We start from the raw sequence: 26019 nt of genomic DNA, 5'->3' as shown, positions 1-26019 counted from the left end.
GGAGACCTAGTGGGTGATCAGCTTCGAGAGGAAGTCCTTGGCACGGTCGGTCCGGGGAGCGGTGAAGAACGACTCGGGATCGGTGTCCTCGAGGATCTCGCCGTCGGACATGAAGACGACCCGGTGCGCGGCCTTGCGCGCGAAGCCCATCTCGTGGGTGACGACGATCATCGTCATGCCCTCCTCGGCGAGGCCGACCATGACGTCGAGGACCTCGTTGATCATCTCGGGGTCGAGCGCCGAGGTCGGCTCGTCGAAGAGCATCACCTTCGGCTTCATCGCGAGGGCGCGGGCGATGGCCACGCGCTGCTGCTGACCGCCGGAGAGCTGGGCGGGCGTCTTGCCCGCCTGGTGCCCGACGCCGACGCGGTCGAGCAGCGCCTGCGCCTCCGCCTCGGCCGCCTTGCGCGAGAGCTTGCGGACCTTGATCGGCCCGAGCGTGACGTTCTCGAGGATCGTCTTGTGCGCGAAGAGGTTGAAGGACTGGAAGACCATGCCGACGTCTGCGCGCAGGGCGGCGAGCCCCTTGCCCTCCTCCGGCAGCGTCTGACCGTCGATCGAGATCGTGCCGCCGGAGATGGTCTCCAGGCGGTTGATCGTGCGGCAGAGCGTGGACTTGCCCGACCCGGAGGGACCGAGGACCACGACCACCTCGCCGCGGTTGATCGTCAGATCGATGTCCTTCAGCGCCTGGAACTCGCCGTAGTGCTTCTGGACCCCGTCGAGGACGACGAGGGGCTCGCGGGCGGCAGCGGACGATCGCCCGGCCTGGGAGGGTGCTTCCATTCCGTCAGAGAATCACACGGGCATGGGTGGGTCAAATCATGAGCGGATTCTTAACCAGAGCGCAACAACCGAGGCTCGCTCCCAGCCTCGTACCATGCCGAGGTGGTCTTCTCTCAGTTCTGGCGTGAAACGTCTCAGGTCGAGTGCGCGTCGGGTCGTCAGGAGCGGAGCGCGAAGGCGCTCTCGTAAAGGCAGACCGAGGCGGCGGTGGCGAGGTTCAGCGACTCCGCGGCGCCGTAGATCGGCACGGCCACGACGCCGTCCATCAGCTCGAGCGACTCGTCCTCGAGGCCGCGGGCCTCGTTGCCGAACACCCAGACCGTCGGCTGCGCGAGGTCGCCCCGGGCGCGCACGTCGAGCAGGCCCTCGCCCTTGACGTCGGCGGCGACGGCACGGAGGCCTGCGGAGCGCAGCCGCTGCAGCACGTCGGGCAGCTCGGCTCCGACCGCGACGGGCAGGTGGAACAGCGAGCCCGTGGTCGAGCGGACGACCTTGGGGTTGTAGAGGTCGACGGAGCGGCCGGTCAGCACGACAGCGTCGGCGCCCGCGGCGTCGGCCGCGCGGATGATCGTGCCGAGATTGCCCGGGTCGCGGACCTCCTCCAGCACGGCGACGAGGCGCGGCTCGGAGGCGACGACGTCCTTGAGCGAGGTCGGGAACTGCCGGCAGACGGCCACGAAGCCCTGCGGCGTGACGGTGTCGGCCATCGAGTCGAGGACGTCCTCGGTCACGTACTCGATCTCGACCTCGGCCTCCTCGGCCGCGGCGACGATCTCGGGGTGGCGCTCGAGCGCGGTGGGGGTCGCGAACGACTCCATCAGCAGCTCGGGGCGGTAGCGCAGCGCCTCGGACATCGCCTGCGGGCCCTCGAGGAGGAAGAGCCCCGACTCCTGCCGTGCCGGACGCCGGGTGAGCTTGGCGACGGAGCGGACACGGGGAGAACGGGGGTTGTCGAGCATGCGTCGAGCCTATCGGCGCACCGTCGCGGGGCCCGGTCGACACGTCGCCCGTGGGGAAGGCCGACCCGCGGGGACGAGGTCCTGCGGGAACCAGGTTCTGCGGGAACGACGAAGGGGGTCACGACTGTCGTCGTGACCCCCTTCGGGGAAGTGCTGCGGACTACGCGGCCTTCGGGGCCGAGGTGTCGGCGGGCAGTGCGGCCTTCGCGCTCGCCACGAGGGCGGTGAAGGTCGCGGGCTCGGTGATCGCGAGGTCAGCGAGGATGCGGCGGTCGACCTGGATGCCGGCCAGGGCGAGGCCCTGGATGAAGCGGTTGTAGGTCAGGCCGTTGGCGCGGGACGCGGCGTTGATGCGCTGGATCCAGAGGCGGCGGAACTCGCCCTTCTTCGCGCGGCGGTCGCGGTACGAGTAGACGAGGGAGTGGGTGACCTGCTCCTTGGCCTTGCGGTACAGACGCGAGCGCTGGCCGCGGTAGCCCTTGGCGCGCTCGAGGATGACGCGACGCTTCTTGTGGGCGTTGACCGCCCTCTTGACTCTTGCCATTTCTCTTTCTTCCTTACGATCCGGGTCGGTTGTCGAGGACTACGGCGGCAGCGGGCTGCCGCGGTGGTCGACTACAGGCCGAGAAGCTTCTTGGCGACCTTGGCGTCCTGCGGGGCGAGGACCTGGTCCTGGTTCAGGCGGCGGGTGCGGACGCTGGACTTCGACTCCAGGTTGTGACGCATGCCGGCCTGCTGCTTCATGAGCTTGCCGGAGCCCGTGACCTTGAAACGCTTCTTGGCACCCGAGTGGGTCTTCATCTTGGGCATGTTCTCTCCTTGTCGACGTCGCACGCGCACTCGGCGGGCGAAACTGGTGCCCCGCGAGCGGGGCGTCCACCGGCCCCGAGGACGGGGCGGCGAAGTATCAGACGGATTCGGACTCGGCCGATTCCTCTTCGGGGGTGTTGGCCTCGCGACGAGCGGCGCGGACGGCGTTCGCCTCGGCCTTCGCCTCGGACTTGTTCTTCAGCGGGCCGATGACCATCACCATGTTGCGACCGTCGATGGTCGGGGTGGACTCGACCTGGCCGAACTCGGACACGTCCTCCGCGAAGCGCTGCAGGAGCCGGACGCCCATCTCGGGGCGGGACTGCTCGCGACCGCGGAACAGGATCATGGCCTTGACCTTGTCGCCGGCCTTCAGGAAGCCCTCGGCGCGCTTGCGCTTGGTCTCGTAGTCGTGCTTGTCGATCTTCAGGCGGAAACGGACCTCCTTGAGGATCGTGTTCGCCTGGTTGCGACGGGCTTCCTTGAGCTTCTGGGCCTGCTCGTACTTGAACTTCCCGTAGTCCATGATCTTGGCGACGGGAGGCTTGGAGTTGGGAGCAACCTCGACCAGATCCAGGTCTGCGTCCTGCGCGAGTCGCAGGGCGACCTCGATTTTCACGACGCCGACCTGTTCTCCGGCGGGACCCACGAGGCGGACCTCGGGGACGCGGATTCGGTCGTTGGTACGGGGATCGCTGATTGCGTTTCTCCTCTGATCTCGGTGAGTTGCTGCTCTGCGGCCGGATTCTTCGTCCGGCGCATCCCGAGAGAGGTGATTCCCTGTGCGAAGCGCGTCTACTGCGCTGCGCTGCACCCTACGACGCGCTCCCCGAGACGTGTCTCGAGGACCGCAGCCCTGCCCCCGTTGCCGGAGGCGGAGTGCTTCTGACCCGGTAACCTAGTGAAGCGGTCAAGCGCGGGTGGGAGAATCTCCACTTTCGAACCGAGGACATGCCTCGGAGCCCGCATCACCATAGCAGACTTCCGGCCGGAAGGGCAGCGGGCGGAGCCCGCCACTCCCCCTCCCCCGCGAGCGCCCCCTCGAGCACCGCCTCGGGGTCCTCGCGAGCGCCGGACTCACCGAACGAGGGACCCATGGCTCAGCACGACGACGACTACGCCCGACGGTTCGGCGACGATTCCGACGTGGAGGCGACCCGCGACATCGCCGAGGTGCCGGCGGTCGAGATCATCACGACCGCCGCGGTGCACCTGATGAGCGCCGCCGCGGTGAAGTGCGGCCTCGCCGACGAGCCGGGCGCCCAGGTCGACCTCGACGAGGCGCGCAAGCTGATCAACGCCCTCGCCGGCCTGGTCACGGCAGGTGCCCCCGACATCAGCGACATGCACGCGCGCAGCCTGCGCGACGGACTCCGGACGCTGCAGCTCGCCTTCCGCGAGGCCTCCCCGATCGCCGACCCGATCGGCAAGGGCCCCGGCGAGAAGTGGACCGGCCCGGTCACCTGAGTCGGGAGGCCCCGCGTCAGCTCGGAGGAGCCGACGCCAGCTGGAGGGTCATCGAGTCGACCCGGGCGGCGACGATCTCGTCGGCGGCCCAGCGCTCGCCCAGTCGCGCGACCAGCTCGCCGAGCGCCGAGCGGTCGAGGCCGGGCCGCAGCTCCAGCACGATGACGAGCTCCGGTCCCGTCAGCCGCTGACGGGCGTCGCCCGGCCGCACGGCGAGCGAGACGACGGCGTCCTCCCCCTCGGCGCTCGCCCGCAGCGCGGTGAGGACCTCCGGATCGGCCGGGCTCGATCGCCACGGCGAGCCCTCGGCGATCGCCCAGAGCGCGGGGCGCCGGACGGCGAACTCGTGCGGCGAGGCGGGGTCGAGGACCATCAGCTCGGTCTCCTCCGCCACCGCGGCCAGCGCCGCGCGCCGGCCGTCGACCGGGACGGGGCGTGCGAGGCGGTCCCAGCGCCGCATCGCCTCGACGTCACTGAAGACCGGGAGCACGGTCCGGCCGTCCGGCCCGGCGACCGTCACGATCGAGAGCTCCTGCGACTTGTCGGCGCGGAGCCCTGCGACTCCCTCGCCCTCCTCGCCGAGCTTCGCGACCAGGGGGATGAGCAGGCGCGAGACCCGCAGCGCGTCGACCACCGCCTCCGGGCCCGCGTCTCCGGCGCCGAACGAGCGCAGGGCACCGACCAGGGCCTCGGGCGCGCTGCCGTCGTCGTCCGTCGAGGCGCTCTGCTCGAAGTGGCGGCCGGCCCACGGGGTCCCTGCCGAATCGGTCAGGTGCGCGGGGAGCGCCCGGCCCTCACCCGAGGGCGACCCGGTCACTCGGAGGCGACGTCGAGCGCCTCGGCGAGCGTGAACGCTCCGGCGTAGAGCGCCTTGCCGACGATCGCGCCCTCGAGGCCCTGCGGTACGAGGTCGCGGAGCGCGGCGATGTCGTCGAGGTTGGAGATGCCGCCCGAGGCGATGACGGGGCGGTGGGTGCGCGCCATGACCTGCTCGAGCAGCTCGAGGTTAGGGCCCTTGAGGGTGCCGTCCTTGGTGACGTCGGTGACGACGTAGCGGGTGCAGCCGGCCTCCTCGAGGCGCTCGAGGACCTGCCAGAGGTCGCCGCCCTCCTTGGTCCAGCCGCGCGCCGCGAGGGTGGTGCCGCGCACGTCGAGGCCGACGGCGATCTGGTCGCCGTACTGCGCGATGACGCTGGCGGCCCACTCCGGGTTCTCCAGGGCGGCCGTGCCGAGGTTGATGCGCTTCGCCCCGGCGTTGAGCGCGGACTCCAGGCTGCGGTCATCCCGGATGCCGCCGGAGAGCTCGACGTTGACGCCCTTGACCTGGCGGATGACCTTCTTCATGATGCCGTGGTTGTCACCGCGGCCGAAGGCGGCGTCGAGGTCGACGAGGTGGATCCACTCCGCGCCCTGGTCGGCCCAGTCGCCGGCCGCGTCGATCGGGTCGCCGTAGTTCGTCTCGGTGCCCGCCTCGCCCTGCGTCAGGCGGACGGCCTTGCCGCCGGCCACGTCGATCGCGGGGAGAAGGACCAGGCCCGGGGCCTTGGTGAACTCGCTCATCGTCATCCTCAGTCTCGGAGCTGGTGCGGCCGCGGCTCCACCGGAGCCGCCGACCACCGGCCGATCCTAGTTCGTGCGGAGCCCGCCCAGCCAATTCGAGAGCAGGCGCAGGCCCGCGGCGCCGGACTTCTCGGGGTGGAACTGCGTCGCCGAGAGCGGGCCGTTCTCCACCGCGGCGATGAAGGGGCCGCCGTGGTCGGCCCAGGTGACGGCCGGACGCGGGAACGGCGGCATGACGTCCAGCGTCCACTCCCGGGCGCCGTACGAGTGCACGAAGTAGAAGCGCTCGTCCTCGATGCCGTCGAACAGCCGCGAGCCGGACGGCACCGCGACTGTGTTCCAGCCCATGTGCGGCACGACCTCGGCGGGGAGCAGGTCGACCGTCCCCGGCCACTCCCCCAGACCCTCGCTCTCGACGCCGCGCTCGACGCCGCGCTCGAAGAGCACCTGCATCCCGACGCAGATGCCGAGCACCGGGCGACCGCCGGCGAGGCGCTTCTCGATGATCTCGCCGCCGCGCGCCGCCGTCAGCGCCGACATCACCGCGCTGAACGCGCCGACCCCCGGGACCAGCAGGCCGTCGGCCTCGAGGGCGCGGGTGCGGTCGGAGGTCAGCTCGACGTCGGCGCCGGCGAGCTCGAGCGCCTTGACGGCCGAGTGGACGTTGCCGGAGCCGTAATCGTAGACGACGACGGACGGCCGGGCGCCGCTCACAGCGCGCCCTTCGTCGACGGCACCCCGGCGACCAGCGGGTCGAAGGCCTTGGCCTGGCGGAACGCGCGCGCGAACGCCTTGAACTCGGCCTCGGCGATGTGGTGCGGGTCGCGCCCGCCGAGCACGGTGACGTGCACGGTCAGACCGGCGTTGAAGGCGATCGCCTCGAAGACGTGGCGGACCATCGAGCCGGTGAAGTGGCCGCCGATCAGGTGCAGCGCGAAGCCCTCCGGCTCGCCGCCGTGCACGAGGTAGGGACGGCCGGAGATGTCGACCACGGCCTGGACCAGCGCCTCGTCGAGCGGCACGAGGGCGTCGCCGAAGCGGGAGATGCCGGCCTTGTCGCCGAGCGCCTGCTTGATCGCGGTGCCGAGCACGATGCCGATGTCCTCGGCGGTGTGGTGGATGTCGATCTCGACGTCGCCGGTGGCGCGGACGGTCAGGTCGGTCAGCGAGTGCTTCGCGAACGCCGTCAGCAGGTGATCGAAGAAGGGCACGCCGGTGGAGAGGTCCGCGACACCGGTGCCGTCGAGGTCGATCGACAGCTCGATGCTCGACTCGCTGGTGGCACGACGGAGGGAGGCGGTGCGCCCGGGAGCGGCGCTCGAGGAGGTCATGGTCTCCAGTGTATTCGGGGGCCGCCGACCCTCCGGGCGGCTACTCGCGGGCCAGGGCGACCGCGGGGTCCGCCGTCCGGGCGGGCAGCGCGGCGACCGCCTCGAGGAAGGCGGTGGTCTCGGCCTCGGTGCCCGCGCTCACCCGCAGGTGGTTCGGGATGCCGACGTCGCGGATCAGGATGCCGCGGGCGAGGAGCGCCTCGAACATCGCTCCGGGGTCGGCGACGCCGCCGAAGAGGACGAAGTTGCTGCCGGTCTCGTGCGGGGTGTAGCCGAGCTCGCGCAGTCCGTCGATCATCCGGTCGCGCTGGACGATGATCTCGCCCACCATCGCGAGCATCTCGTCCGCGTGGGCGAGCGCCGCGGTCGCGGCCGCCTGAGTCAGCGCGGAGAGGTGGTACGGCAGGCGCACCAGTCGGAGGGCGTCGACGACGGCGGGGTCGGCGGCGAGGTAGCCGAGGCGGACGCCGGCGAAGGCGAAGGCCTTGCTCATCGTGCGGGAGACGAGCAGGCGAGGGCGGCCCTCGAGGAGGCCGAGGGCGGTCGGCGCGTCCCGTCCGGCGAACTCGGCGTAGGCCTCGTCGACGACGACGATGCCGTCGGTCGCGTCGTAGACGGCGGCGATCGTCTCGAGGTCCAGCGGGGTTCCGGTGGGGTTGTTCGGCGCGCAGAGGAAGACGATGTCGGGGCGCTCGCGGCGCACCGCGTCGGCGGCGTACGAAGCGGACACGCGGAAGTCGGCCTCGCGCTCGACGCCGATCCAGCGCGTGCCGCTGCCCGAGGCGAGGATCGAGTACATCGAGTAGGTCGGCGAGAAGCCGAGCAGCGACCGTCCGGGGCCGCCGAAGGCCTGCAGGATGTGCTGGAGCACCTCGTTCGAGCCGTTGGCGGCCCAGATCGAGTCGGCGGTCAGACCGTGGCCGAGGTAGCCGGCCAGGGAGTCGCGCAGCTCCCGGAACTCGCGATCGGGGTAGCGGTTCACCGTGCGGAGGGCGACGGACACCCGCTCGACGATGTCGGCGATGACGTCGTCAGGGACGGGGTGGGTGTTCTCGTTGACGTTGAGGGCCACGGGCACGACGGCCTGCGGAGCGCCGTAGGGCTGCTGACCGCGCAGGTCGTCGCGGAGGGGGAGATCGTCGAGAGTCGTCACCCCGGAATGGTACCGGGGCACTCGGTGCGCTCGATCAGTCCGCGAGGTCGTACTGCGCCGGGATCGCGAGGCGCTGCCCGGGCTCGAGACCGGCGTTCGCCAGCTGGTTGAGCGACTGGATGTCGTAGACGACGTCGCGCGGGTCGGAGTCCGGTGCGAGCTCCTCCGCGAGGGACCAGAGGGACTCGCCGGCGCGGACGGTGACGTACTGGAACTCGACGTCGGCGCTCTCGCCCGAGGCGACGGCTCCGCCGCCGTTGAGTCCGAAGACGAAGGCGCCCGCGACGAGGGGCAGGGCGCCGAGCGTCGCGAGGACGGCGCGGCCACGACGGGTCAGGCGCAGGCGGGTGCGCGCACCGGGCTGCTCGGCAGCGGTGACGTGCTGTGCGGAGGTCTGGTGCTGCGCGATGGTGGAGGGCTGTGCGGTCATGGTGATCGCTCCTTTCAGCAGGGGTTCGGGCCGGGTCCTCGGCCGGGAGGACCCGGTCCGAACCTCTGTTCCGAATATATCTTCGAACACCGCGCCGGGCAAGACCCGGTCGCGTCGCATCCGTTGCTGGATCGCGCGACACACTCGAACGAATGTTTCGAACGCGGACCCCCGCCGGATACAGTTTCGAGAGTCCGCAGTCAGTACAGCAGCGACCACCGACATCGGTGCTCGACGCGGACGGAGAGGGCGCGCACGCGGCGTGCGCACCGAGAGAGGGACGATCGTGAGCGACGCGCAGACGGCCGGGGCGAAGGCGGCCAGGACGACGACTCCGGCGCCGAAGGCGAAGGCGGCGGCGAAGCCCGCGGCGGGCCGCCGACGGAAGAACCTCAGCGCGAAGCAGCTCGCGATCCTCGACGCCATCCAGCGCTCGGTGTCCAGCCGCGGCTATCCGCCGAGCATGCGGGAGATCGGCGACGCCGTCGGGCTCGCCTCGCTCTCCAGCGTGACCCACCAGCTCAACCAGCTCGAGCTGAGCGGATATCTGCGCCGCGATCCCAACCGCCCCCGGGCGCTCGAGATCCTCATCGACGTGCCGAGCTCGACCGAGGACGACGGCTCGTTCGAGTCGACGGCGACGGTCGCCGACGCGGCGATGGTGCCGCTGGTGGGCCGGATCGCGGCGGGTGTGCCGATCATGGCGGACCAGCAGATCGACGAGGTCTTCCCGCTCCCCCGCCAGCTGGTCGGCAAGGGCGAGCTGTTCATGCTCAAGGTGGTCGGCGAGTCCATGATCGACGCCGCCATCTGCGACGGCGACTGGGTCGTCGTCCGCTCGCAGCGCACCGCGGAGAACGGCGAGATCGTCGCCGCGATGCTCGACGGCGAGGCGACCGTCAAGGTCCTCCGCCAGCGCGACGGCCACACCTGGCTGCTCCCCCGCAACTCCAACTTCGAGCCGATCCTCGGCGACGAGGCCGAGGTCCTCGGCAAGATCGTCGCGGTGCTCCGCTCCGTCTGACGCGGCGGCGCACACGCGCAGGAGGGGCGGACGGCATCGAGCCGTCCGCCCCTCCTGCGTTCACCGGGACGCACGGCGAGCAGCTCGCGCAGCGTGACGACGAAGCGCCCGCGACCGCGGAGGTGATCCGTGGTCGCGGGCGCTTCGAGCGCCGGGTGCCGGCTCCGCCGCTACGCCTCGACGGCGGCGACGGGAGCCGCGAACTCGCCGAGCGAGCCGGCGAGGTCCTCGTGCACGAGCGCGTGGACGTGCGTGCCGCCCTCGACGTACTGCGTCGAGAGGATCCGGCCGTTGCGGTGCAGCGAGGAGACCACGTCGCCCCGGTCGTACGGGACCAGCAGGTCGATCTCGATCTGCGGCTCCGGCAGGATCTCGGCGATCTTCGCCTGGAGCTCGTCCATCCCCTCGCCGGTGCGCGCCGACACGAAGACGGCGCCGGGGGCGAGACCGCGCAGCACGAGCCGCTGGCCCTCGTCGACGAGATCGGACTTGTTGAACGCGATGATCTCGGGGATGCTCCGCGCGCCCACCTCGCCGATGACGTCCCGGACGGTCGCGATCTGGCCCGCGGGATCCGGGTGCGAGGCGTCGACGACGTGGACGATGATGTCCGAGTCGGCGACCTCCTCCAGGGTCGAGCGGAACGCCTCCACCAGCTGGTGCGGCAGGGCGCGCACGAAGCCGACGGTGTCGGCGAGCGTGTAGCCGCGCCCATCGGGGGTCTCGGACTTGCGGATGGTCGCGTCGAGGGTCGCGAAGAGCGAGTTCTCGACGAGCACGCCCGCGTGCGTCATCCGGTTGAGCAGGCTGGACTTGCCGGCGTTGGTGTAGCCGGCGATGGCGACCGACGGCACCGCGTTGCGCTTGCGGTTGGCGCGCTTCGCCTCCCGGGCGGGCTTCATCGCGGTGATCTGCTTGCGCAGGCGCGCCATGCGGGTGTGGATGCGGCGGCGGTCGAGCTCGATCTTCGTCTCACCCGGACCACGCGAGCCCATGCCGGCGCCGGCGCCGACCTGGCCGCCGGCCTGGCGGGACATCGACTCGCCCCAGCCGCGCAGGCGCGGCAGCAGGTACTCGAGCTGCGCGAGCTCGACCTGCGCCTTGCCCTCGCGGCTCGTGGCGTGCTGGCTGAAGATGTCGAGGATGACGGCCGTGCGGTCGATGACCTTGACCTTCACCACGTCCTCCAGCGAGCGGCGCTGGCTCGGAGCCAGCTCGGTGTCGGCGACGACCGTGTCGGCGCCGAGGGCGGCGACGAGCCCGGCGAGCTCCTCCGCCTTGCCCTTGCCCAGGTAGGTGCTCGGGTCGGGGTGCGGCCGGCGCTGCAGCAGACCGTCCAGGACGGTCGCTCCCGCGGTCTCGGCCAGGGCGGCGAGCTCGTGCAGCGAGTTCTCCGCGTCCTCGATCGAGCCCTGCGAGTACACGCCGATCAGCACCACGTTCTCGAGGCGCAGCTGGCGGTACTCGACCTCGGTGACGTCCTCGAGCTCGGTGGAGAGGCCCGCCACGCGCCGCAGCGCCTGCCGGTCCTCGCGATCGAACTGATCGCCGTCGCCGGTCTGCTCGGCGTCGCGCTCGACGTCGCCTCCAGCGCTCTGCAGCGCCTGGGCTCCGCCCGCGACGAACCGCGAATATCCCGACGAGCGCGACTGCGCGTTCGCCAGGACCCGCGAGACGACGTCCACGGCCTCGGTCGTGTCGGTCTCGTTCAGGTCTTCCGTCATCCGGATAACACTAACTCCTCAGCTGTTGATAAGTTCACTTCTCATGGCCGCCGAGCACTACTTCACCAGCACTCCCGACGGCGACCTCCGACCCCGGAGGATCAGCGCCCGGATCGCCGGCCGCGACCTCGAGGTCACGACCGCCGGCGGGGTGTTCAGCCCCGGCCACGTCGATCTCGGCACCCGTGTTCTGCTCGACGCGGTCCCCGACGCCCCCGCGAGCGGGGACCTCCTGGATCTCGGCTGCGGCTGGGGACCGATCTCGCTCGCCCTGGCGCTCGGCTCCCCCGACGCCCGGGTGTGGGCGGTCGACGTCAACCAGCGGGCGCTCGAGCTCGTCCGTCGCAACTGCGCAGAACTCGGTGTCTCCAATGTCAACGCCGTGCTGCCCGAGGATGTTCCCGAGGACGTCCGCTTCGCCGCCGTCTGGTCGAACCCGCCGATCCGGGTCGGCAAGGCCGAGCTGCACGCGCTGCTCGAGCGCTGGCTGCCGCGCCTCGAGCCCGATGCGGAGGGCTGGCTCGTCGTGCAGCGCAACCTCGGCGCCGACTCGCTGCTGACCTGGCTGACCGAGACGTTCGAGGGCCGGCTCGAGGTCGATCGGATCTCCTCGGCCAAGGGCTTCCGCGTCATCCGCACCACGCGCATCGCCTGATCGCAGGAGTCGGCCGCGCTCGCCGGAACGGATCGGTGCCGCGCCGGTCGATCGATCGATCCCGAGCTAGTCGATCCGGATCGTGCCGGTGTAGACGAGGTCGGCCGGGCCGGACAGGCCGACGTGCTCGCCCTCCTCGGTCGGGAACATCGTCACGCCCAGCGTGCCGCCGGGGACCTCCACGCGCCAGGACTGCGGAGCGCGCGCTCCGGCCCAGTAGCGCACGGCGAGGGCCGCCGCGGCGGCGCCCGTGCCGCAGCTGAGCGTCTCGCCGCTGCCGCGCTCGTGGACGCGCATCCGGATCCGGCCGATGCCGTCGTGCACCAGCGGCTCGCCCGGCACGACGAACTCGACGTTCGCCCCGTCGGCCGGCTCCGGCTCGATCTGCGGAATGTAGCTGAGGTCGGCCTCGTCGAGCTCCTCGTCGTTGCTCAGCGCGACGACGATGTGCGGGTTGCCGAGGTCGAGCCCGAGACCGGGACGCGGCACCTTCAGCTCCTTGGCCCGCACGAGCGGCTCGCCGCCGGCCAGCTCCCAGCGGCCGAGGTCCACCTGGAAGCCGGCGCCGCTGCGGGTGACGTCGCGGACCCCGGCACGCGTGCCGATGGGGAGGGTGTCGCCCTGCTCGAGGGTCGCCAGACCGCCGGCGAGCAGGAACGCCGCGTAGACGCGGATGCCGTTGCCGCACATCTCGGCGATCGAGCCGTCGGCGTTGCGGTAGTCCATGAACCACTCCGCCTCCGGCTCCTGCTCGAGGGCGGCGGCACCGTCGGCGAGGGACCGGGAGCGGACCGCGCGGATGATGCCGTCGGCGCCGACGCCGAAGTGCCGGTCGCAGATCATCGCGATCTGCGCGGGCGAGAGGTCGACCTCACCGTCCGGGTCGCTGAAGAGCACGAAGTCGTTGCCGGTGCCCTGGCCCTTGGTGAAGTGCAGCTCGATCGTCATGGCGCTCAGCCTAGCGAGGCGCCGGAGCGCCGGCCTGGGCGAGGACGAGCGCCTGCTCGAGCAGGTCCGGAGCGTCGAAGGGCAGCCAGTGCGCCGCCTGGTAGCGGCGGAACCAGCTGTTCTGCCGACGCGCGTAGCGGCGGGTGAGCGCCTGGGTGGAGGCGATCGCCTCCTCCCCGGTCAGCTCGCCCGAGCGCTGCGCGAGCGCCTGGGCGTAGCCGATGGCGCGGCTGGCGGTGACGCCCCGCTCGATGCCGAGCGGCACGAGGCGCTCGACCTCGTCGAGCATGCCGCCCGCCCACATCCGCTCGACGCGGCGGTCGAGCCGCTCGACGAGGACGTCGCGCGGCGCGGACAGCGCGAGGACCGTGCTCGGCCGCCACGGGACGGGGGTGTCCGACATCAGCGCGCTGTTCGGCGAGCCGGTGAGCTCGGTGATCTCGAGAGCGCGCACGATCCGTCGGACGTTGTGCGGGCCGATCCGGGCGGCGACCTCGGCGTCGACGGCGCGGAGCCGCTCGAAGAGCACCGCGGACCCCTCGCGCTCGGCCGTCTCCTCGAGAGACCGCCGGAGCGCGGGATCGGTGCCGGCGAAGGAGAACTCGAAGATCACGCTCGAGACGTAGAGGCCGGAGCCGCCGACGAGGATCGGGGTCGCGCCGCGCGCCAGGACGTCGTCGATCACCGCGCGGGCCTCGCGCTGGTACCGGGCGACGGAGGCGTCCTCGGTGACCTCGAGGACGTCGAGCAGGTGGTGGGGCACATCCTGCCGATCCTCGACGGGGAGCTTGGCGGTCCCGATGTCCATCCCGCGGTAGAGCTGCATCGCGTCGGCGTTGACGACCTCGGCCGCGCCGCCGGACGCGCGGATCGCTGCGGCGAGGGCGAGCGAGAGGTCGGACTTGCCGGTGCCCGTGGCGCCGACGACGGTGAGGAGGGCGGACGCCGCCCGCTCAGCGCTCGCCATCGAGGGCGTCGTAGATCGGCGTGGTCAGCGTCTCCGGCGCGGCCGGCGTGATCGGGCGGAGGCGGAGCGAGGGCAGCCCGAGCGAGACCCTCGGTGCTCCGGTGGCGTCCGGCGCGGCGGGGACACCGCAGGACTCCGTCTGAGCACGGTCCCAGGCGTCGCCGGCGCGGGTGCGGCGGACCTGCAGCGGAGCACCGTCGAGGGAGTCCGCGATCAGGTAGAAGGGTGCGGCGCGGGTGACCTCGACACTGACGACGTCGCCCGGGCGCGGCTGCTCGGAGCCGGCGGGCACGTCGAAGTGCACCAGGCGGCTGTCCTCGGCGCGGCCGCTGAGGCGGTGCGTCTCGCTGTCGCGGCGACCCTCGCCTGTCGCGACGAGCACCTCGACCCGGCGGCCGACGACCGTGCGGTTCTCGCTCTCGCTGATCGAGTCCTGCAGCGCGGCCAGTCGCTCGAACCGCTCCTGGACGACGGCCTTCGGGATCTGGTCGGGCAGCGTCGCCGCGGGCGTCCCCGGGCGGATGGAGTACTGGAAGGTGAAGGCGGAGGCGAAGCGGGCCGCCTCGACCACGCGGAGGGTCTCCTGGAAGTCGGCCTCGGTCTCACCGGGGAAGCCGACGATGATGTCGGTGCTGATCGCCGCATGCGGGATCCGGTCGCGGACACGGTCGAGGATCCCGAGGAAGCGCTCGGAGCGGTAGGAGCGGCGCATCGCCTTGAGGATGCGGTCGGAGCCGGACTGCAGCGGCATGTGCAGCTGCGGCATGACGGCCGGCGTCTCGGCCATCGCGTCGATGACGTCGTCGGTGAAGGCGGCCGGGTGCGGGCTGGTGAAGCGGATCCGCTCGAGGCCCTCGATCGTGCCCGCGGCGCGGAGCAGCTTCGAGAACGCCTGCCGGTCGCCGAACTCGACGCCGTAGGAGTTCACGTTCTGGCCGAGGAGGGTGACCTCGATCGCGCCGTCGTCGACGAGTGCCTGGATCTCGGCGAGCACGTCGCCGGGACGGCGGTCCTTCTCCTTGCCGCGCAGCGCGGGGACGATGCAGAAGGTGCAGGTGTTGTTGCAGCCGACGGAGATGGAGACCCAGCCGCTGTAAGTCGAGTCGCGCTTGGTCGGCAGCGTCGAGGGGAAGACGTCGAGCGACTCGAGGATCTCGAGCTGGGCCTCGTCGTTGTGCCGGGCCCGCTCGAGCAGTCTCGGTAGTGCGCCCATGTTGTGCGTCCCGAAGACCACGTCGACCCACGGAGCCTTCTCGAGGATGACGCTCTTGTCCTTCTGCGCGAGGCAGCCGCCGACGGCGATCTGCATGCCCTCGTGCCGGCGCTTGACCGAGGCGAGGTGGCCGAGGTTGCCGTAGAGCTTGTTGTCCGCGTTCTCGCGGACGGCGCAGGTGTTGATGACGACGATGTCGGCCTCGGCGCCGTCGGCCGAGACGTAGCCCGCCGCCTCGAGCGAGCCGCTGAGCCGCTCGGAGTCGTGGACGTTCATCTGGCAGCCGAAGGTGCGGACCTCGTAGGTCCTCGGCCGCGCATCGACGAGGGGGGAGGTCACCGGACCGAGCGTGCTCATGGTGTGCGATTCTACGCGCCGCTCCGGCCGACTCTCGGCGACCGGGCGGCGCGGAGGCTCAGCGGAAGCGGACGCTCGAGCCGGGCTTGCGCACCGTCTCGCGGACGACGCGCTGGACGAGCGCGCCGGCGTAGCCGCGGCGCGCGAGGAACCCGGAGAGGCGGCGCTCGGCGACCTCGTCGGAGAGCGACCGCAGGCTCGGCAGGCGCTTGCGCGCGAGTTCCATCGCGGTGCGGTACTCGTCGTCGCCGTCGAACTCGTCCAGCGCGGTCGCGATCGCGTCGGGGTCGAGCTTGCGGGCGCGCAGCTCCTGCATGATCGACGAGCGCCCGAGCTTCTTGCGCTCGCGCAGCTGGATCACCAGCGACTCCGCCATCTTGTAGTCGTCGAGGTAGCCGAAGCGGGTGAAGCGCTCGAGGATGTCGATCGCGTCCTTCTCGGCGACGCCCTCGGTGTAGAGGCGTGCCTCGACCTCGGCGACCGAGAGGCTCTTGCGCGACAGGCCGCGGACGATGCGGTCGGCGATCTGCTCGGGGTCGGGCTCCTCGGGGAGATCCTCAGCGAAGGAGTCCTCCTCCGGGGAGTCCTCTGCGACGTCCGCCGCGGAGTCGTCCGATCGGGACGACCGACCCGGAGCCCTCGAGGGCGCGGCGTCGCGCCGCGCGACGTGAGCCGACAGCTCGGAGATCGCGTCGACGGCGGGCCCGGCCGCCTCGGCGGCCGCCCCGTCGTCCTTGACCCAGGGGAGGAAGGCCACGGGCCGACCCTGTGCCCCCTCCGCAGCCTTCTCCCCCACGGGCTAGGCGCCCTTGCGGACGGGCGGCTTGGTCTCGCGGACCGGCTGCTTCGTCTCGATCGCGACCGGGGCGGCGTCGACCACGGCGTTCGGGTCGGCGACGACGCCGAGCTTGATCAGGATGCGCTTCTCGATCTCCGCCGCGATGTCCGGGTTGTCGATGAGGAACTGGCGCGCCTTCTCCTTGCCCTGGCCGAGCTGGTCGCCGTCGTAGGTGTACCAGGCGCCCGACTTGCGGACGATCTCGTGCTCGACACCGAAGTCGATCAGGCTGCCCTCGCGGGAGATGCCGATGCCGTAGAGGATGTCGAACTCGGCCTGCTTGAACGGCGGCGCCATCTTGTTCTTGACGACCTTGACACGGGTGCGGTTTCCGACCGCGTCCGTGCCGTCCTTGAGGGTCTCGATGCGGCGGATGTCGAGGCGGACCGACGCGTAGAACTTCAGCGCCTTGCCGCCCGCGGTGGTCTCGGGGCTGCCGAAGAAGACGCCGATCTTCTCGCGGAGCTGGTTGATGAAGATCATCGTGGTGTTCGTGGTGTTCAGGCCACCGGTGAGCTTGCGGAGGGCCTGCGACATCAGGCGGGCCTGGAGGCCGACGTGCGAGTCGCCCATCTCGCCCTCGATCTCGGCGCGGGGCACGAGCGCCGCCACGGAGTCGATGACGATGAGGTCGATGGAGCCGGAGCGCACGAGCATGTCGGCGATCTCGAGCGCCTGCTCGCCCGTGTCCGGCTGCGAGACGAGGAGCGAGTCGATGTCGACGCCGAGCTTCTTGGCGTACTCGGGGTCGAGCGCGTGCTCCGCGTCGATGAAGGCCGCGATGCCGCCGTTGCGCTGGGCGTTGGCGATCGCGTGCAGGGTCAGCGTGGTCTTTCCCGAGGACTCGGGGCCGTAGATCTCGACGATGCGGCCGCGCGGGAGTCCGCCGATCCCGAGCGCGACGTCGAGCGCGATCGAGCCGGTCTGGATCACCTCGACGGGGGCGCGGTCGTCGCTGCCGAGGCGCATGACGGCGCCCTTGCCGAACTGGCGGTCGATCTGGGCGAGTGCGGTCTCGAGGGACTTCTCGCGGTCTGAGGAACTGGGCATGGCCGTCTCGCTCTCGTGTCGTGGTGGTATCGCCTACAGGCTGTCGTGTCGTACCGGGACCGTTCGCGGGCGAGTGCCCCTGAATGCGGTCCCGGCCGGTTGCGACAAGGCGGTGAAGCAGTCCGTGTGACTGATGTCGACGGTAGGCCCGACCACCGACATCGGCGCCGAGCCGGACCGCTTCTGTGGAGACGGAGGCGATCCTGCTTCTGGTGAGGAGCTTAGACCCGTTCGAACAGGGATTCGATGGTGGCGCGCCCGGCGTGTCGAACACGACTTCGGGCCGCAGACCGCCGCCGGAGCCGCGCGACGTCAGTGCCGGCGCTTCGCCGGGTCGATCCCGTGCCAGCGGCCCTCGGGGACGTCGTTGGCGCGGCACAGCGCGATCCAGACCTCTCGGGGCTCCGCGCCGTCGCGGAGGGCGCTCTGCGCGGTCCTCCCGCCGAGCTCGGTCAGCACGAGGTCGGAGACGAGGACGCGCGCGTACGCGTCGCCGAACTCGTCGTCGACCAGCTGCTGGAACTCGCTCAGGCGCATGCGTCCACGGTAACAAGCCGAACCGGGGCGGAAGCCCGGAGGGTGCGGGCGGGTGCGTCTCCGGGAACGACGAAGGGCGCCGGAGCCGGAGCTCGGGCGCCCTTCGCGAGGTGCGGTGCGGTGGGTGGGAAGAGGTCGGATCCGCTACTGCGAGACGAGGTCCGCGTCGAATCCGGCGACCATGTCGGCCGGGATGGTGTCGGGGATCGTGTCGATCCCCTCGATGACCGCGAGACGGTCGCCGACCTCGCGCATGATCACCGAGATCGGAGTGTCGAGCGCATCGGCCACCGAAGCGAGGATCTCGGACGACGCCTCCTTCTGACCGCGCTCAACCTCGCTGAGGTAGCCGAGAGCGACACTCGCCTTGCTCGCCACCTGGCGCAGGGTGCGACCTTTCTGCAGGCGAAAGTCCCTGAGGACATCGCCGATCTCCTGACGAACTAGAACCACTGGACCCTCCTTCTCCACGTCAACCGCTTCTCGCGCACCGCTTCGAGGAATGCCGGAGCATCGGATTCGAAGGGGATGTGTACGAGAGAGCCGGATAGCTGTTCACTACCCGGCTCGTGTGAGTCGACTCTAATACCGGATGACTGGACTTTGCGTGTGAGCGACGTCAGATGTAACCCGGCCGAAACCCCGCGCATTCCACGATTCCGAGGCGGTTCGGGACTCTCGGACGTCACACGGCCGAGGCCGCGAGCTCGCCGGCCAGATCGAGTGCCGCGGCGACGGACGCGGCGCGGATCTCGGGCCGCCCGCCGCCGAAGCGGTACTCGCGCACGAGCTCGACCCCGCCCAGGACCGCCGCGACGAACACGGTGCCGACGGCCGCTCCGCCCTGCGGCTCCGGGCCCGCGACCCCCGTCGTCGCGACGCCGACGGTCCGCGCGCGGGCCTCGCCGAGCTGCCGGGCGACGCCGCGCGCCATCTGCACGGCGACCACGGGGTGGACGGGTCCCTCCTGCGCCAGGAGCTCCGCGTCGACCCCGAGCAGGCGGTGCTTCAGGTCCGTGGCGTAGGACACCACTCCCCCGCGGTAGACGGCGGAGGCGCCGGGCACCTCGACCAGTGCGGAGCTCAGCGCCCCGCCCGTCAGCGACTCCGCGACCGCCAGCGCGAGACCGCGCTCCGCGAGTGCCTGCAGCAGCTCCTCGGCGCTCATCGGCGCCCGCGGGCCGCGCGACTCTGGCGCGCCGCGTCGGCGAGGTAGTCGATGCCGGTCACGACGGTGAGCACGACCGCGGCCGTCATCGTGATGCCGTTCAGCCAGTGCACCCACTCGCCGAGGAAGGTCCAGAGCGGCAGGAGCGCGAGTGAGATCGCGACGGACTGCACGATCGTCTTCAGCTTGCCGCCGCGGGAGGCGGGGATCACCCGGTCCGAGAGGACGGCCATCCGGAAGACGGTGATGCCGATCTCGCGGACGAGAATGACGATCGTCACCCACCAGGGCAGCTCGGCGAGGATCGAGAGGCCGACCAGCGCGGCGCCGGTGAGCACCTTGTCCGCGATCGGGTCGAGCAGCTTGCCGAGGTCGGTGACCAGCCCGCGGCTGCGCGCGATGTGGCCGTCGATCCCGTCGGTCGCGATCGCGACGACGAAGAGCAGCGCGGCCGCGATGCGCACGCCGCCGTCCTCGCCGTTGTCGGCCAGGAGCAGCCAGAAGAACACCGGGGCGAGCAGGATGCGCACCACGGTGATCGCGTTGGGCAGGTTCCAGTTGCTCGGGGCGGCGTCGGCGTGCGCGGTGGGGCTGGTCATCGGTCTGAGCCGTTCCTCGTGATCGGTCGATTCGGCGGCGTGGTCATCGCTCAGTCGCGCCCCGTGAGCGCCCAGGCGTCGTCGTCGGAGCCCTCGTCGTCGTCGTGGTAGTCGGTCGCGACCGGGCCCGAGGGCTCCGCCAGCGGATCGGCGTAGGCGTCGGGTGCGGTCGGCGACGGCGCGGCGGCGTGCTCGCCGGGCTCCTCGCCGCGCATCCGCGAGAGGACCCCCGGCAGCTGCTCGGCGGTCACCAGCACGTCGCGCGCCTTGGACCCCTCGGAGGGGCCGACGACCTCGCGGGACTCGAGCAGATCCATCAGGCGGCCCGCCTTAGCGAAGCCGACGCGGAGCTTGCGCTGCAGCATCGAGGTCGAGCCGAACTGCGTGCTGACCACGAGCTCCGCCGCGGCCATCAGCAGCTCGAGATCGTCGCCGATGTCGGAGTCGATCTCCTTGCGCTGCGCCTGGACCGTGATGTCCTGGCGGTACTCCGGCTGGGCCTGCCGCGTGACGTGCTCGACGACCTTGGCGATCTCCTCCTCGCGGACCCAGGCGCCCTGGACGCGCATCGGCTTGTTCGTGCCCATCGGCAGGAACAGGCCGTCGCCCTGGCCGATGAGCTTGTCGGCGCCGGGCTGGTCGAGGATGACCCGAGAGTCGGTGACGCTCGTCACGGCGAAGGCCAGGCGGCTGGGCACATTGGCCTTGATCAGGCCGGTGACGACGTCGACGCTCGGCCGCTGGGTGGCGAGCACGAGGTGGATGCCGGAGGCCCGGGCGAGCTGGGTGATGCGGACGATCGAGTCCTCGACGTCGCGCGGGGCGACCATCATCAGGTCGGCGAGCTCGTCGACGACCACCAGGAGGTAGGGGTAGGGCCGGAGGACGCGGTTGCTGCCCGCGGGGAGCTTGATCTCGCCGCTGCGCACCGCCGCGTTGAAGTCGTCGATGTGCCGGTAGCCGAACGACGCGAGGTCGTCGTACCGCATGTCCATCTCCTTCACGACCCACTGAAGTGCCTCGGCGGCCTTCTTGGGGTTCGTGATGATGGGCGTGATCAGGTGCGGGACCCCGCCGTAGATCGTGAGCTCGACGCGCTTGGGGTCGATCAGCACCATCCGGACGTCCTGCGGGCTCGCGCGCATCAGCAGGCTCGTGATCATCGAGTTCACGAAGCTGGACTTGCCGGAGCCGGTGGAGCCGGCGACGAGGAGGTGCGGCATCTTGGCGAGGTTGGCCACCACGTAGCCGCCCTCGACGTCCTTGCCGACGCCGATCGTCATCGGGTGGGTCGACGTGGTCGACGCGGCGGAGCGCAGGACGTCGCCGAGCGAGACGATCTCGCGGTCGGTGTTCGGGATCTCGACGCCGATCGCGCTCTTGCCCGGGATCGGCGAGAGGATGCGCACCTCGTTGCTGGCGACCGCGTAGGAGAGGTTCTTGCTCAGCGCCGTGACGCGCTCGACCTTGACGCCCGGGCCGAGCTCGATCTCGTAGCGGGTGACCGTCGGGCCGCGGGAGAAGCCGGTGACCGTCGCGTCCACGTTGAACTGCTGGAGCACCTCGGTGAGCGCGCGGACCATCTCGTCGTTCGCCGCCGAGCGCGCCTTCGACGGCGTGCCGGTGGAGAGGGCGGAGGCGGACGGCAGGCGGTAGGGGGTCTCCTCCTCGAAGGAGGAGTCGAAATCGGCGGTCGGGTCGGCGGCGATCGGCGCGATCGGACCGGTCTCGATCACCGGCGGGAGCGGGACCGCGGGGGCGACGTCGAGGTCGTCGAGCGCGATGACGCCGGTCGCGTCGTCGTCCACCACGCCCAGCGGGATGCGGGTGGTCGCGCTCTGATCGTGGCGGGCCAGGGCGGCCTCGGCCGACTCGGCCTCGGAGATCACCTCGGTCGCGTAGGAGCGGGTGGGCGGGTCGGCCGGCTCGTCACGCTCGGCGGACGCCGGCTCCTCGAGCGCGGTGTCGAAGCCCTTCGCGCGGCCGCGGCCCTTCCGGCCCTTCGGCGCCTCGTCCTCGTCGCCGAGCGCGTCGATCGGCAGCTCGGCCTGGACGGTCGGCTCGTCCTCGCGACCGGAGTCCGTGCGGCGCCACCAGGGCAGCTCGCCGCCGTCCTCCTGCTCGTCCTCGGCCTTCTCGCTCTCGGCCTTCGCGGCGGCCTTGCTCGCCGCCCTCTCCGCCTTGAGGCGCGCGCGCTCCTCGTCGTCGAGGACGGGGGCGCCGAAGAGGTAGCCGTAGAGCTCGCGCGAGCGGGCGGCGATCCGGTTCGGCGGGGTCTTGGTGATGATGAAGAGGGAGAGCAGGACGACCAGGGAGAGGAGCACCGTGGCGCCCGGCACGGTCGCGATCGCCACGAGGGGCGCGCCCACGAGCCAGCCGAGGACACCACCGGCGGCGGCCATCTGCTCGATGCCCGACCCCGGCTGCGGCGCGCCGAGGTGCGCGTGGCAGAGCCCGGCGGAGGAGATCAGCAGGACGGCGAGGCCGACGCCGATGCGGCCGTTGTCGTCGACCGAGCGCGGGTGGCGGAACAGCCAGAGCGAGAAGAGCAGCAGCACCACGGGGAGGACGTAGGCGACGCGGCCGAACAGGCCGCCGAAGCTCCAGGCGTCGAGCACGAGGGCGACCGGGTCGGTCGCGAGGAACCACTCCACCACCGCGCCGGTGATTGCGAGCAGCAGGAGCAGGAAGGGGACGCCGTCGCGGCGCTCCTCCTTCGCCAGGCGCTCCGGACCGAGCGCGCGGGCGGCACCGCCGGCCAGGTGCGCCAGCGCCATCCAGACGGTGACGAGCGGATTGGTGCGCGGGGTCGAGCTGAACGCGACCGTGCTCTTCTCGGACGATCCCCGCCCGGAGCCGCGGCCGTTGCGCGGAGTGCTCGAGCGCGCGGGGGCGCTCGCCTTCGCGCGGGGGGTCGTCTTCGGAGTCGTCGCCATAGGGCCACCGTACCCGCCGCCTCCGTCATCGCCGCGGACCCGCGCCGGGGGGCGGCGGGCGCGCGGGGCCCGTACCGCGCCCTCACCGCGCCTGCTCAGCGCAGCGTCGCGACCATCGTCTCCGCGTCGCCGCGGTCGGCCACCGCGCTGAAGCCCTCGCTCCGGTAGAGCCGGCGGGCGAAGTTGTCCGTCGACACGTTGAGCGAGACGCGCGCGTAGCCGGCGGTGCGTGCCTGATCCAGTGCGGCGCGCAGCAGCCCGCGGCCGATGCCCTGCGCGCGCCAGACCGGCCGCACCCCGAGGGTCAGCTCGGGCACGCCCGCGGCGACGAACCCGCGGCCGGGTGCGGCGGCGCTGAAGAGGCGGAACCAGCAGGCGCCGATCCGCTCGCCGTCGGCGGTCTCGGCGACCGAGCCGAGATCGCCGGGCCGGGGCCAGCCGGCGACGTAGCGGCGGGTCGACTCCTCCTCGAGGACGTCGATGCGGGTGCGGGCCGCCGTCCAGTTCCAGTTCGCCGCGTCGACGAGCATGTCGGCGAGGAAGGGGGCGTCCTCGCGGCGGGCGGGGCGGATCGAGTGGTCCATGCGCGGTCTCCGTGGGGGATCGGGTCTGGCATGAGGTGCGGACGGGTGCCCGGGGGCGGGTGACGGTGCGGGAACGGGTCGGAGCGTCGGGGGCACTCCGCCCGGGGTCAGGCCTCGATGACGAGGGGGACGATCATCGGGCGGCGGCGGTAGGTGGTGTTCACCCAGCGGCCGACGACGCGGCGGATGCTCTGCGAGAGCGCGTGCTGGTCGCTGACTCCGCTCTGCACCGCCTCCTCGAGGGCCTTTGCGATGCGCGGCTTCACGTCGTCGAAGACGCGGTCGTCCTCGGCGAACCCCTTGGCGTGGATCTCGGGACCGACGACGATCCGGCCGGTGCCCGCCTCCACGACGACGATGATCGAGATGAAGCCCTCCTCGCTGAGGATGCGGCGGTCCTTGAGGTCGGCGTCGGTGATCTCGCCGACGGACGAGCCGTCGACGTAGACGAAGCCGAGGTCGAGCTGGCCGGCCACGGTCACCACGCCGTCGCGGAGGTCGAGGACCGTGCCGTCCTCGGCGATGATCGTGTTCTCCTCCGCGATGCCGGTGGCCTGCGCGAGCTTCGCGTTGGCGACGAGGTGGCGGTACTCGCCGTGCACCGGCAGGACGTTGAGCGGCTTGAGGATGTTGTAGCAGTAGATCAGCTCGCCGGCGGCGGCGTGACCCGAGACGTGCACCTTCGCGTTGCCCTTGTGCACCACGGTGGCGCCGAGCTTGGTCAGGCCGTTGATCACGCGGTAGACGGCGTTCTCGTTGCCCGGGATGAGGCTCGACGCGAGGATGACGGTGTCGCCCTCGCCGGGCTGGATCTGATGGTCGAGGTTCGCCATCCGGCTGAGCACCGCCATCGGCTCGCCCTGCGAGCCGGTGGACATGTAGACGATCCTGTCCTCCGGGATGTCGCCCGCCTTCTTGACGTCGATCAGCACACCCTCCGGCACCTTGAGGTACCCCAGGGTGGCCGCGATGCCCATGTTGCGCACCATCGAGCGGCCGAGCAGTGCCACGCGGCGCCCGTTCGCGTGCGCGGCGTCGAGCACCTGCTGCACCCGGTGCACGTGGCTGGAGAAGCTGGCCACGATCACCCGGCGGGTCGCCTTCGCGATCACGCTCTCGATGACCGGGCCGATGTCGCGCTCGTTCGGCGTGAAGCCGGGAACGTCCGCGTTGGTCGAGTCGACCATGAAGAGGTCGATGCCCTCCTCGCCGAGGCGGGCGAAGGCGCGGAGATCGGTGATGCGACCGTCGAGGGGGAGCTGGTCCATCTTGAAGTCGCCGGTGTGCAGCACCGAGCCCGCGTCGGTGATGATCGCGACGGCGAGAGCGTCCGGGATGGAGTGGTTGACGGCCACGAACTCGAGCTCGAAGGGCCCGAGGTTCTCGACGTCGCCCTCCTTCACCGCGAGCGTGTACGGCTTGATCCGGTGCTCCTTCAGCTTCGCCTCGACCAGTGCGAGCGTCAGGGTCGAGCCGATCAGCGGGATGTCCCGCTTGAGCTTGAGGAGGTAGGGGACGGCGCCGATGTGGTCCTCGTGGCCGTGGGTCAGCACGACGCCGACGATGTCCTCGAGGCGGCCCTTGATCGGGGTGAAGTCGGGGAGGATCAGGTCCACGCCCGGCTGGTTCTCCTCCGGGAAGAGCACGCCGCAGTCCACCACGAGGATCTTGCCGTCGATCTCGAAGACCGTCATGTTGCGGCCGATCTCACCGAGGCCGCCGAGCGGGATGATCCGCAGCGTGCCCGCCTCGAGCGCGGCAGGAGTGATCACGGGACTGGGCATGCGCCCTCCTCTTCCTCGGTCGGGAGTCGTCCGTGCCGCTCGTGCGGCGTCAGCGTGTGGTGCCGGCGACCTTCGGCAGCGCGCCGCCCGCGGCGGCGTTGCGGTCGGGCCGGAAGTTGCGGAAGTCGACGCCGGGGATGTCCCGCACGAGGCCGAGCTCGTCCTCGATCAGGGCGGCCTCCGACTCCTCGGGGCCGACCAGCGGCAGGCGCACGCGGGGCGAGGAGATGCGGCCGAGGCCGTGCAGGATGTACTTCGCCGCGACGGTGCCGGGGACGTGGGTCATCACGGCGCGCACGAGCGGCTCGAGCTGCTGGTGCGCGAGGGTGGCGGCCCTGAGGTCGCCGGAGTTCACGGCGTCGACGATGGTGCGGTACGGCGAGGCGGCGATGTTGGCGGTGACGCCGATCAGGCCGGTGGCGCCGATGGCCAGCTCGGGCAGGACGTTGGCGTCGTCGCCGCAGAAGTACATCAGGTCGGTCTGGTTGAGGACGCGGCTGACCTCGGAGAGATCGCCCTTGGCGTCCTTCACGGCGAGGATGTTGGGGTGCTTAGCCGCGCGGAGGATCGTCTCGTAGCGGATGGGCACGCCGGTGCGGCCGGGGATGTCGTAGAGGATGACCGGGAGGTCCGTCACGTCGGCGATCATCCGGAAGTGGGTGAGGATGCCGGCCTGGGTGGGCTTGTTGTAGTACGGCGTGACGATCATGTTGCCGTCGGCGCCGGCCTTCTCGCTCTGGCGGGCGAGCTGCATCGCGTGCGCGGTCTCGTTCGAGCCGCCGCCGGTGATGATCTTCGCGCGTCCCGCGGCGACGGACTTGCCGACCTCGACGAGCCGGATCTTCTCCGGGTCGGTGAGGGTGCTGGTCTCGCCGGTGGTGCCGGTCACGACGATGCCGTCGGCGCCCTTCGCGATGCAGTCGTCGATGTGCTTCTCGACACCGGGCCAGTCGACCTCGCCGTCGGCGGTGAACGGGGTGACCAGGGCGACCAGGACCTGGCCGAAAGGATTCTCCGGAGTTGACACGAGCCCAGGGTAACGGGTCGGCGGCCGCGGGCTGGAGGCGTTCTGATCCGCGGGTGCCGGCCGGGTCTGCGGGCGCTCGTTCGATCTGCAGGCGTCGCCGAGCCGAACGGCT

At 71.3% G+C, this 26019-nt stretch carries 28 protein-coding genes; 3 read left to right on the top strand and 25 right to left on the bottom strand.

The window, feature by feature from the left end; translation table 11 throughout:
• Positions 1 to 6: 6 nt before the first annotated feature.
• The 5 genes from MT355_RS04500 to infC all read right to left on the bottom strand — a co-directional run bounded on the left by MT355_RS04500 (position 7) and on the right by infC (position 3255).
• Positions 7 to 786: an amino acid ABC transporter ATP-binding protein gene (locus MT355_RS04500; protein ID WP_123444517.1), complete on the bottom strand. Its 780-nt coding sequence runs from the start codon at positions 784 to 786 to the stop codon at positions 7 to 9.
• Between the two features lie 158 nt (positions 787 to 944).
• Positions 945 to 1745 (bottom strand): RNA methyltransferase, encoded by an 801-nt coding sequence (locus MT355_RS04495; RefSeq protein WP_123444518.1) that lies wholly within the window; start codon positions 1743 to 1745, stop codon positions 945 to 947.
• Positions 1746 to 1905: 160 nt separating this feature from the next.
• Positions 1906 to 2289 carry a 50S ribosomal protein L20 gene (rplT, locus tag MT355_RS04490; RefSeq protein WP_123444519.1) on the bottom strand — a complete coding sequence of 128 codons (384 nt, stop codon included), beginning with the start codon at positions 2287 to 2289 and terminating at the stop codon, positions 1906 to 1908.
• A 71-nt stretch (positions 2290 to 2360) separates the two neighbouring features.
• The gene (rpmI, locus tag MT355_RS04485) at positions 2361 to 2555 is read right to left on the bottom strand and encodes a 50S ribosomal protein L35 (RefSeq protein ID WP_056042364.1); all 195 of its coding nucleotides are present in this window, start codon (positions 2553 to 2555) and stop codon (positions 2361 to 2363) included.
• A 97-nt stretch (positions 2556 to 2652) separates the two neighbouring features.
• Entirely contained in the window at positions 2653 to 3255 is a 603-nt protein-coding gene (gene infC, locus MT355_RS04480; RefSeq protein ID WP_123444546.1) for a translation initiation factor IF-3, read from the bottom strand.
• A gap of 395 nt (positions 3256 to 3650) precedes the next feature.
• Between infC and MT355_RS04475 the strand changes: the two genes are divergently transcribed.
• Positions 3651 to 4022, top strand: a complete 372-nt coding sequence (locus MT355_RS04475; protein WP_123444520.1) for a DUF1844 domain-containing protein — start codon at positions 3651 to 3653, stop codon at positions 4020 to 4022.
• Positions 4023 to 4038: 16 nt separating this feature from the next.
• Here MT355_RS04475 and MT355_RS04470 read toward each other — a convergent pair whose 3' ends face one another.
• The 6 genes from MT355_RS04470 to MT355_RS04445 form a co-directional block, all read right to left on the bottom strand.
• The gene (locus MT355_RS04470) at positions 4039 to 4839 is read right to left on the bottom strand and encodes an SseB family protein (RefSeq protein ID WP_243598673.1); all 801 of its coding nucleotides are present in this window, start codon (positions 4837 to 4839) and stop codon (positions 4039 to 4041) included.
• The gene (gene priA, locus MT355_RS04465) at positions 4836 to 5582 is read right to left on the bottom strand and encodes a bifunctional 1-(5-phosphoribosyl)-5-((5-phosphoribosylamino)methylideneamino)imidazole-4-carboxamide isomerase/phosphoribosylanthranilate isomerase PriA (protein ID WP_123705565.1); all 747 of its coding nucleotides are present in this window, start codon (positions 5580 to 5582) and stop codon (positions 4836 to 4838) included. Before priA ends, MT355_RS04470 begins: the two co-directional genes overlap by 4 nt.
• A 66-nt stretch (positions 5583 to 5648) precedes the next feature.
• Complete coding sequence (gene hisH, locus MT355_RS04460) at positions 5649 to 6296, bottom strand: imidazole glycerol phosphate synthase subunit HisH (RefSeq protein WP_243598672.1); 648 nt, start codon at positions 6294 to 6296, stop codon at positions 5649 to 5651.
• Complete coding sequence (gene hisB, locus MT355_RS04455) at positions 6293 to 6913, bottom strand: imidazoleglycerol-phosphate dehydratase HisB (RefSeq protein WP_243598671.1); 621 nt, start codon at positions 6911 to 6913, stop codon at positions 6293 to 6295. Before hisB ends, hisH begins: the two co-directional genes overlap by 4 nt.
• Positions 6914 to 6953: 40 nt before the next feature.
• On the bottom strand, positions 6954 to 8066 hold the full coding sequence (locus tag MT355_RS04450; protein ID WP_243598670.1) for a histidinol-phosphate transaminase: 1113 nt from the start codon (positions 8064 to 8066) through the stop codon (positions 6954 to 6956).
• 34 nt (positions 8067 to 8100) lie between these two features.
• On the bottom strand, positions 8101 to 8496 hold the full coding sequence (locus MT355_RS04445) for a LysM peptidoglycan-binding domain-containing protein (protein WP_123737180.1): 396 nt from the start codon (positions 8494 to 8496) through the stop codon (positions 8101 to 8103).
• Positions 8497 to 8908: 412 nt separating this feature from the next.
• On the opposite strand from MT355_RS04445, the gene lexA reads away from it, so the two are divergent.
• Positions 8909 to 9520, top strand: a complete 612-nt coding sequence (lexA, locus tag MT355_RS04440) for a transcriptional repressor LexA (RefSeq protein WP_243582392.1) — start codon at positions 8909 to 8911, stop codon at positions 9518 to 9520.
• A gap of 170 nt (positions 9521 to 9690) precedes the next feature.
• Here lexA and hflX read toward each other — a convergent pair whose 3' ends face one another.
• Positions 9691 to 11244 (bottom strand): GTPase HflX, encoded by a 1554-nt coding sequence (gene hflX / locus MT355_RS04435; RefSeq protein ID WP_243598669.1) that lies wholly within the window; start codon positions 11242 to 11244, stop codon positions 9691 to 9693.
• Between the two features lie 43 nt (positions 11245 to 11287).
• Between hflX and MT355_RS04430 the strand changes: the two genes are divergently transcribed.
• The gene (locus MT355_RS04430; protein ID WP_243598668.1) at positions 11288 to 11899 is read left to right on the top strand and encodes a class I SAM-dependent methyltransferase; all 612 of its coding nucleotides are present in this window, start codon (positions 11288 to 11290) and stop codon (positions 11897 to 11899) included.
• Between the two features lie 66 nt (positions 11900 to 11965).
• Here MT355_RS04430 and dapF read toward each other — a convergent pair whose 3' ends face one another.
• From dapF to dapA, 13 genes are all read right to left on the bottom strand, one after another.
• On the bottom strand, positions 11966 to 12847 hold the full coding sequence (gene dapF, locus MT355_RS04425; protein WP_123737183.1) for a diaminopimelate epimerase: 882 nt from the start codon (positions 12845 to 12847) through the stop codon (positions 11966 to 11968).
• Positions 12848 to 12857: 10 nt separating this feature from the next.
• Entirely contained in the window at positions 12858 to 13814 is a 957-nt protein-coding gene (gene miaA, locus MT355_RS04420; RefSeq protein WP_243598667.1) for a tRNA (adenosine(37)-N6)-dimethylallyltransferase MiaA, read from the bottom strand.
• Positions 13801 to 15384 carry a tRNA (N6-isopentenyl adenosine(37)-C2)-methylthiotransferase MiaB gene (gene miaB, locus MT355_RS04415; protein ID WP_243598666.1) on the bottom strand — a complete coding sequence of 528 codons (1584 nt, stop codon included), beginning with the start codon at positions 15382 to 15384 and terminating at the stop codon, positions 13801 to 13803. The genes miaA and miaB overlap by 14 nt, the downstream gene beginning before the upstream one ends.
• A 58-nt stretch (positions 15385 to 15442) precedes the next feature.
• Positions 15443 to 16141, bottom strand: a complete 699-nt coding sequence (locus MT355_RS21530) for a regulatory protein RecX (protein WP_243598665.1) — start codon at positions 16139 to 16141, stop codon at positions 15443 to 15445.
• A gap of 42 nt (positions 16142 to 16183) precedes the next feature.
• The gene (gene recA, locus MT355_RS04405; protein WP_123444530.1) at positions 16184 to 17272 is read right to left on the bottom strand and encodes a recombinase RecA; all 1089 of its coding nucleotides are present in this window, start codon (positions 17270 to 17272) and stop codon (positions 16184 to 16186) included.
• 312 nt (positions 17273 to 17584) lie between these two features.
• Positions 17585 to 17809, bottom strand: a complete 225-nt coding sequence (locus MT355_RS04400) for a DUF3046 domain-containing protein (protein ID WP_123737187.1) — start codon at positions 17807 to 17809, stop codon at positions 17585 to 17587.
• Between the two features lie 144 nt (positions 17810 to 17953).
• Entirely contained in the window at positions 17954 to 18262 is a 309-nt protein-coding gene (locus tag MT355_RS04395; RefSeq protein WP_123704950.1) for a helix-turn-helix domain-containing protein, read from the bottom strand.
• Between the two features lie 232 nt (positions 18263 to 18494).
• On the bottom strand, positions 18495 to 18977 hold the full coding sequence (locus tag MT355_RS04390) for a CinA family protein (protein ID WP_243598664.1): 483 nt from the start codon (positions 18975 to 18977) through the stop codon (positions 18495 to 18497).
• The gene (gene pgsA / locus MT355_RS04385) at positions 18974 to 19576 is read right to left on the bottom strand and encodes a CDP-diacylglycerol--glycerol-3-phosphate 3-phosphatidyltransferase (RefSeq protein WP_243598663.1); all 603 of its coding nucleotides are present in this window, start codon (positions 19574 to 19576) and stop codon (positions 18974 to 18976) included. Before pgsA ends, MT355_RS04390 begins: the two co-directional genes overlap by 4 nt.
• Before the next feature lie 50 nt (positions 19577 to 19626).
• Entirely contained in the window at positions 19627 to 22512 is a 2886-nt protein-coding gene (locus MT355_RS04380; protein WP_243598662.1) for a DNA translocase FtsK, read from the bottom strand.
• A 95-nt stretch (positions 22513 to 22607) separates the two neighbouring features.
• The gene (locus tag MT355_RS04375) at positions 22608 to 23096 is read right to left on the bottom strand and encodes a GNAT family N-acetyltransferase (RefSeq protein WP_123444536.1); all 489 of its coding nucleotides are present in this window, start codon (positions 23094 to 23096) and stop codon (positions 22608 to 22610) included.
• 107 nt (positions 23097 to 23203) lie between these two features.
• Positions 23204 to 24880 (bottom strand): ribonuclease J, encoded by a 1677-nt coding sequence (locus tag MT355_RS04370; protein WP_243598661.1) that lies wholly within the window; start codon positions 24878 to 24880, stop codon positions 23204 to 23206.
• Positions 24881 to 24929: 49 nt separating this feature from the next.
• Positions 24930 to 25907, bottom strand: a complete 978-nt coding sequence (dapA, locus tag MT355_RS04365; protein ID WP_173287593.1) for a 4-hydroxy-tetrahydrodipicolinate synthase — start codon at positions 25905 to 25907, stop codon at positions 24930 to 24932.
• Between the last annotated feature and the right edge of the window lie 112 nt (positions 25908 to 26019).

Origin of the sequence: Rathayibacter sp. VKM Ac-2929 (assembly GCF_022815495.1) — a bacterium.
GTDB lineage: Bacteria > Actinomycetota > Actinomycetes > Actinomycetales > Microbacteriaceae > Rathayibacter > Rathayibacter festucae.
Note: the sequence above shows the minus strand (reverse complement) of the source record. Positions and strands in the feature narration are given on the sequence as shown.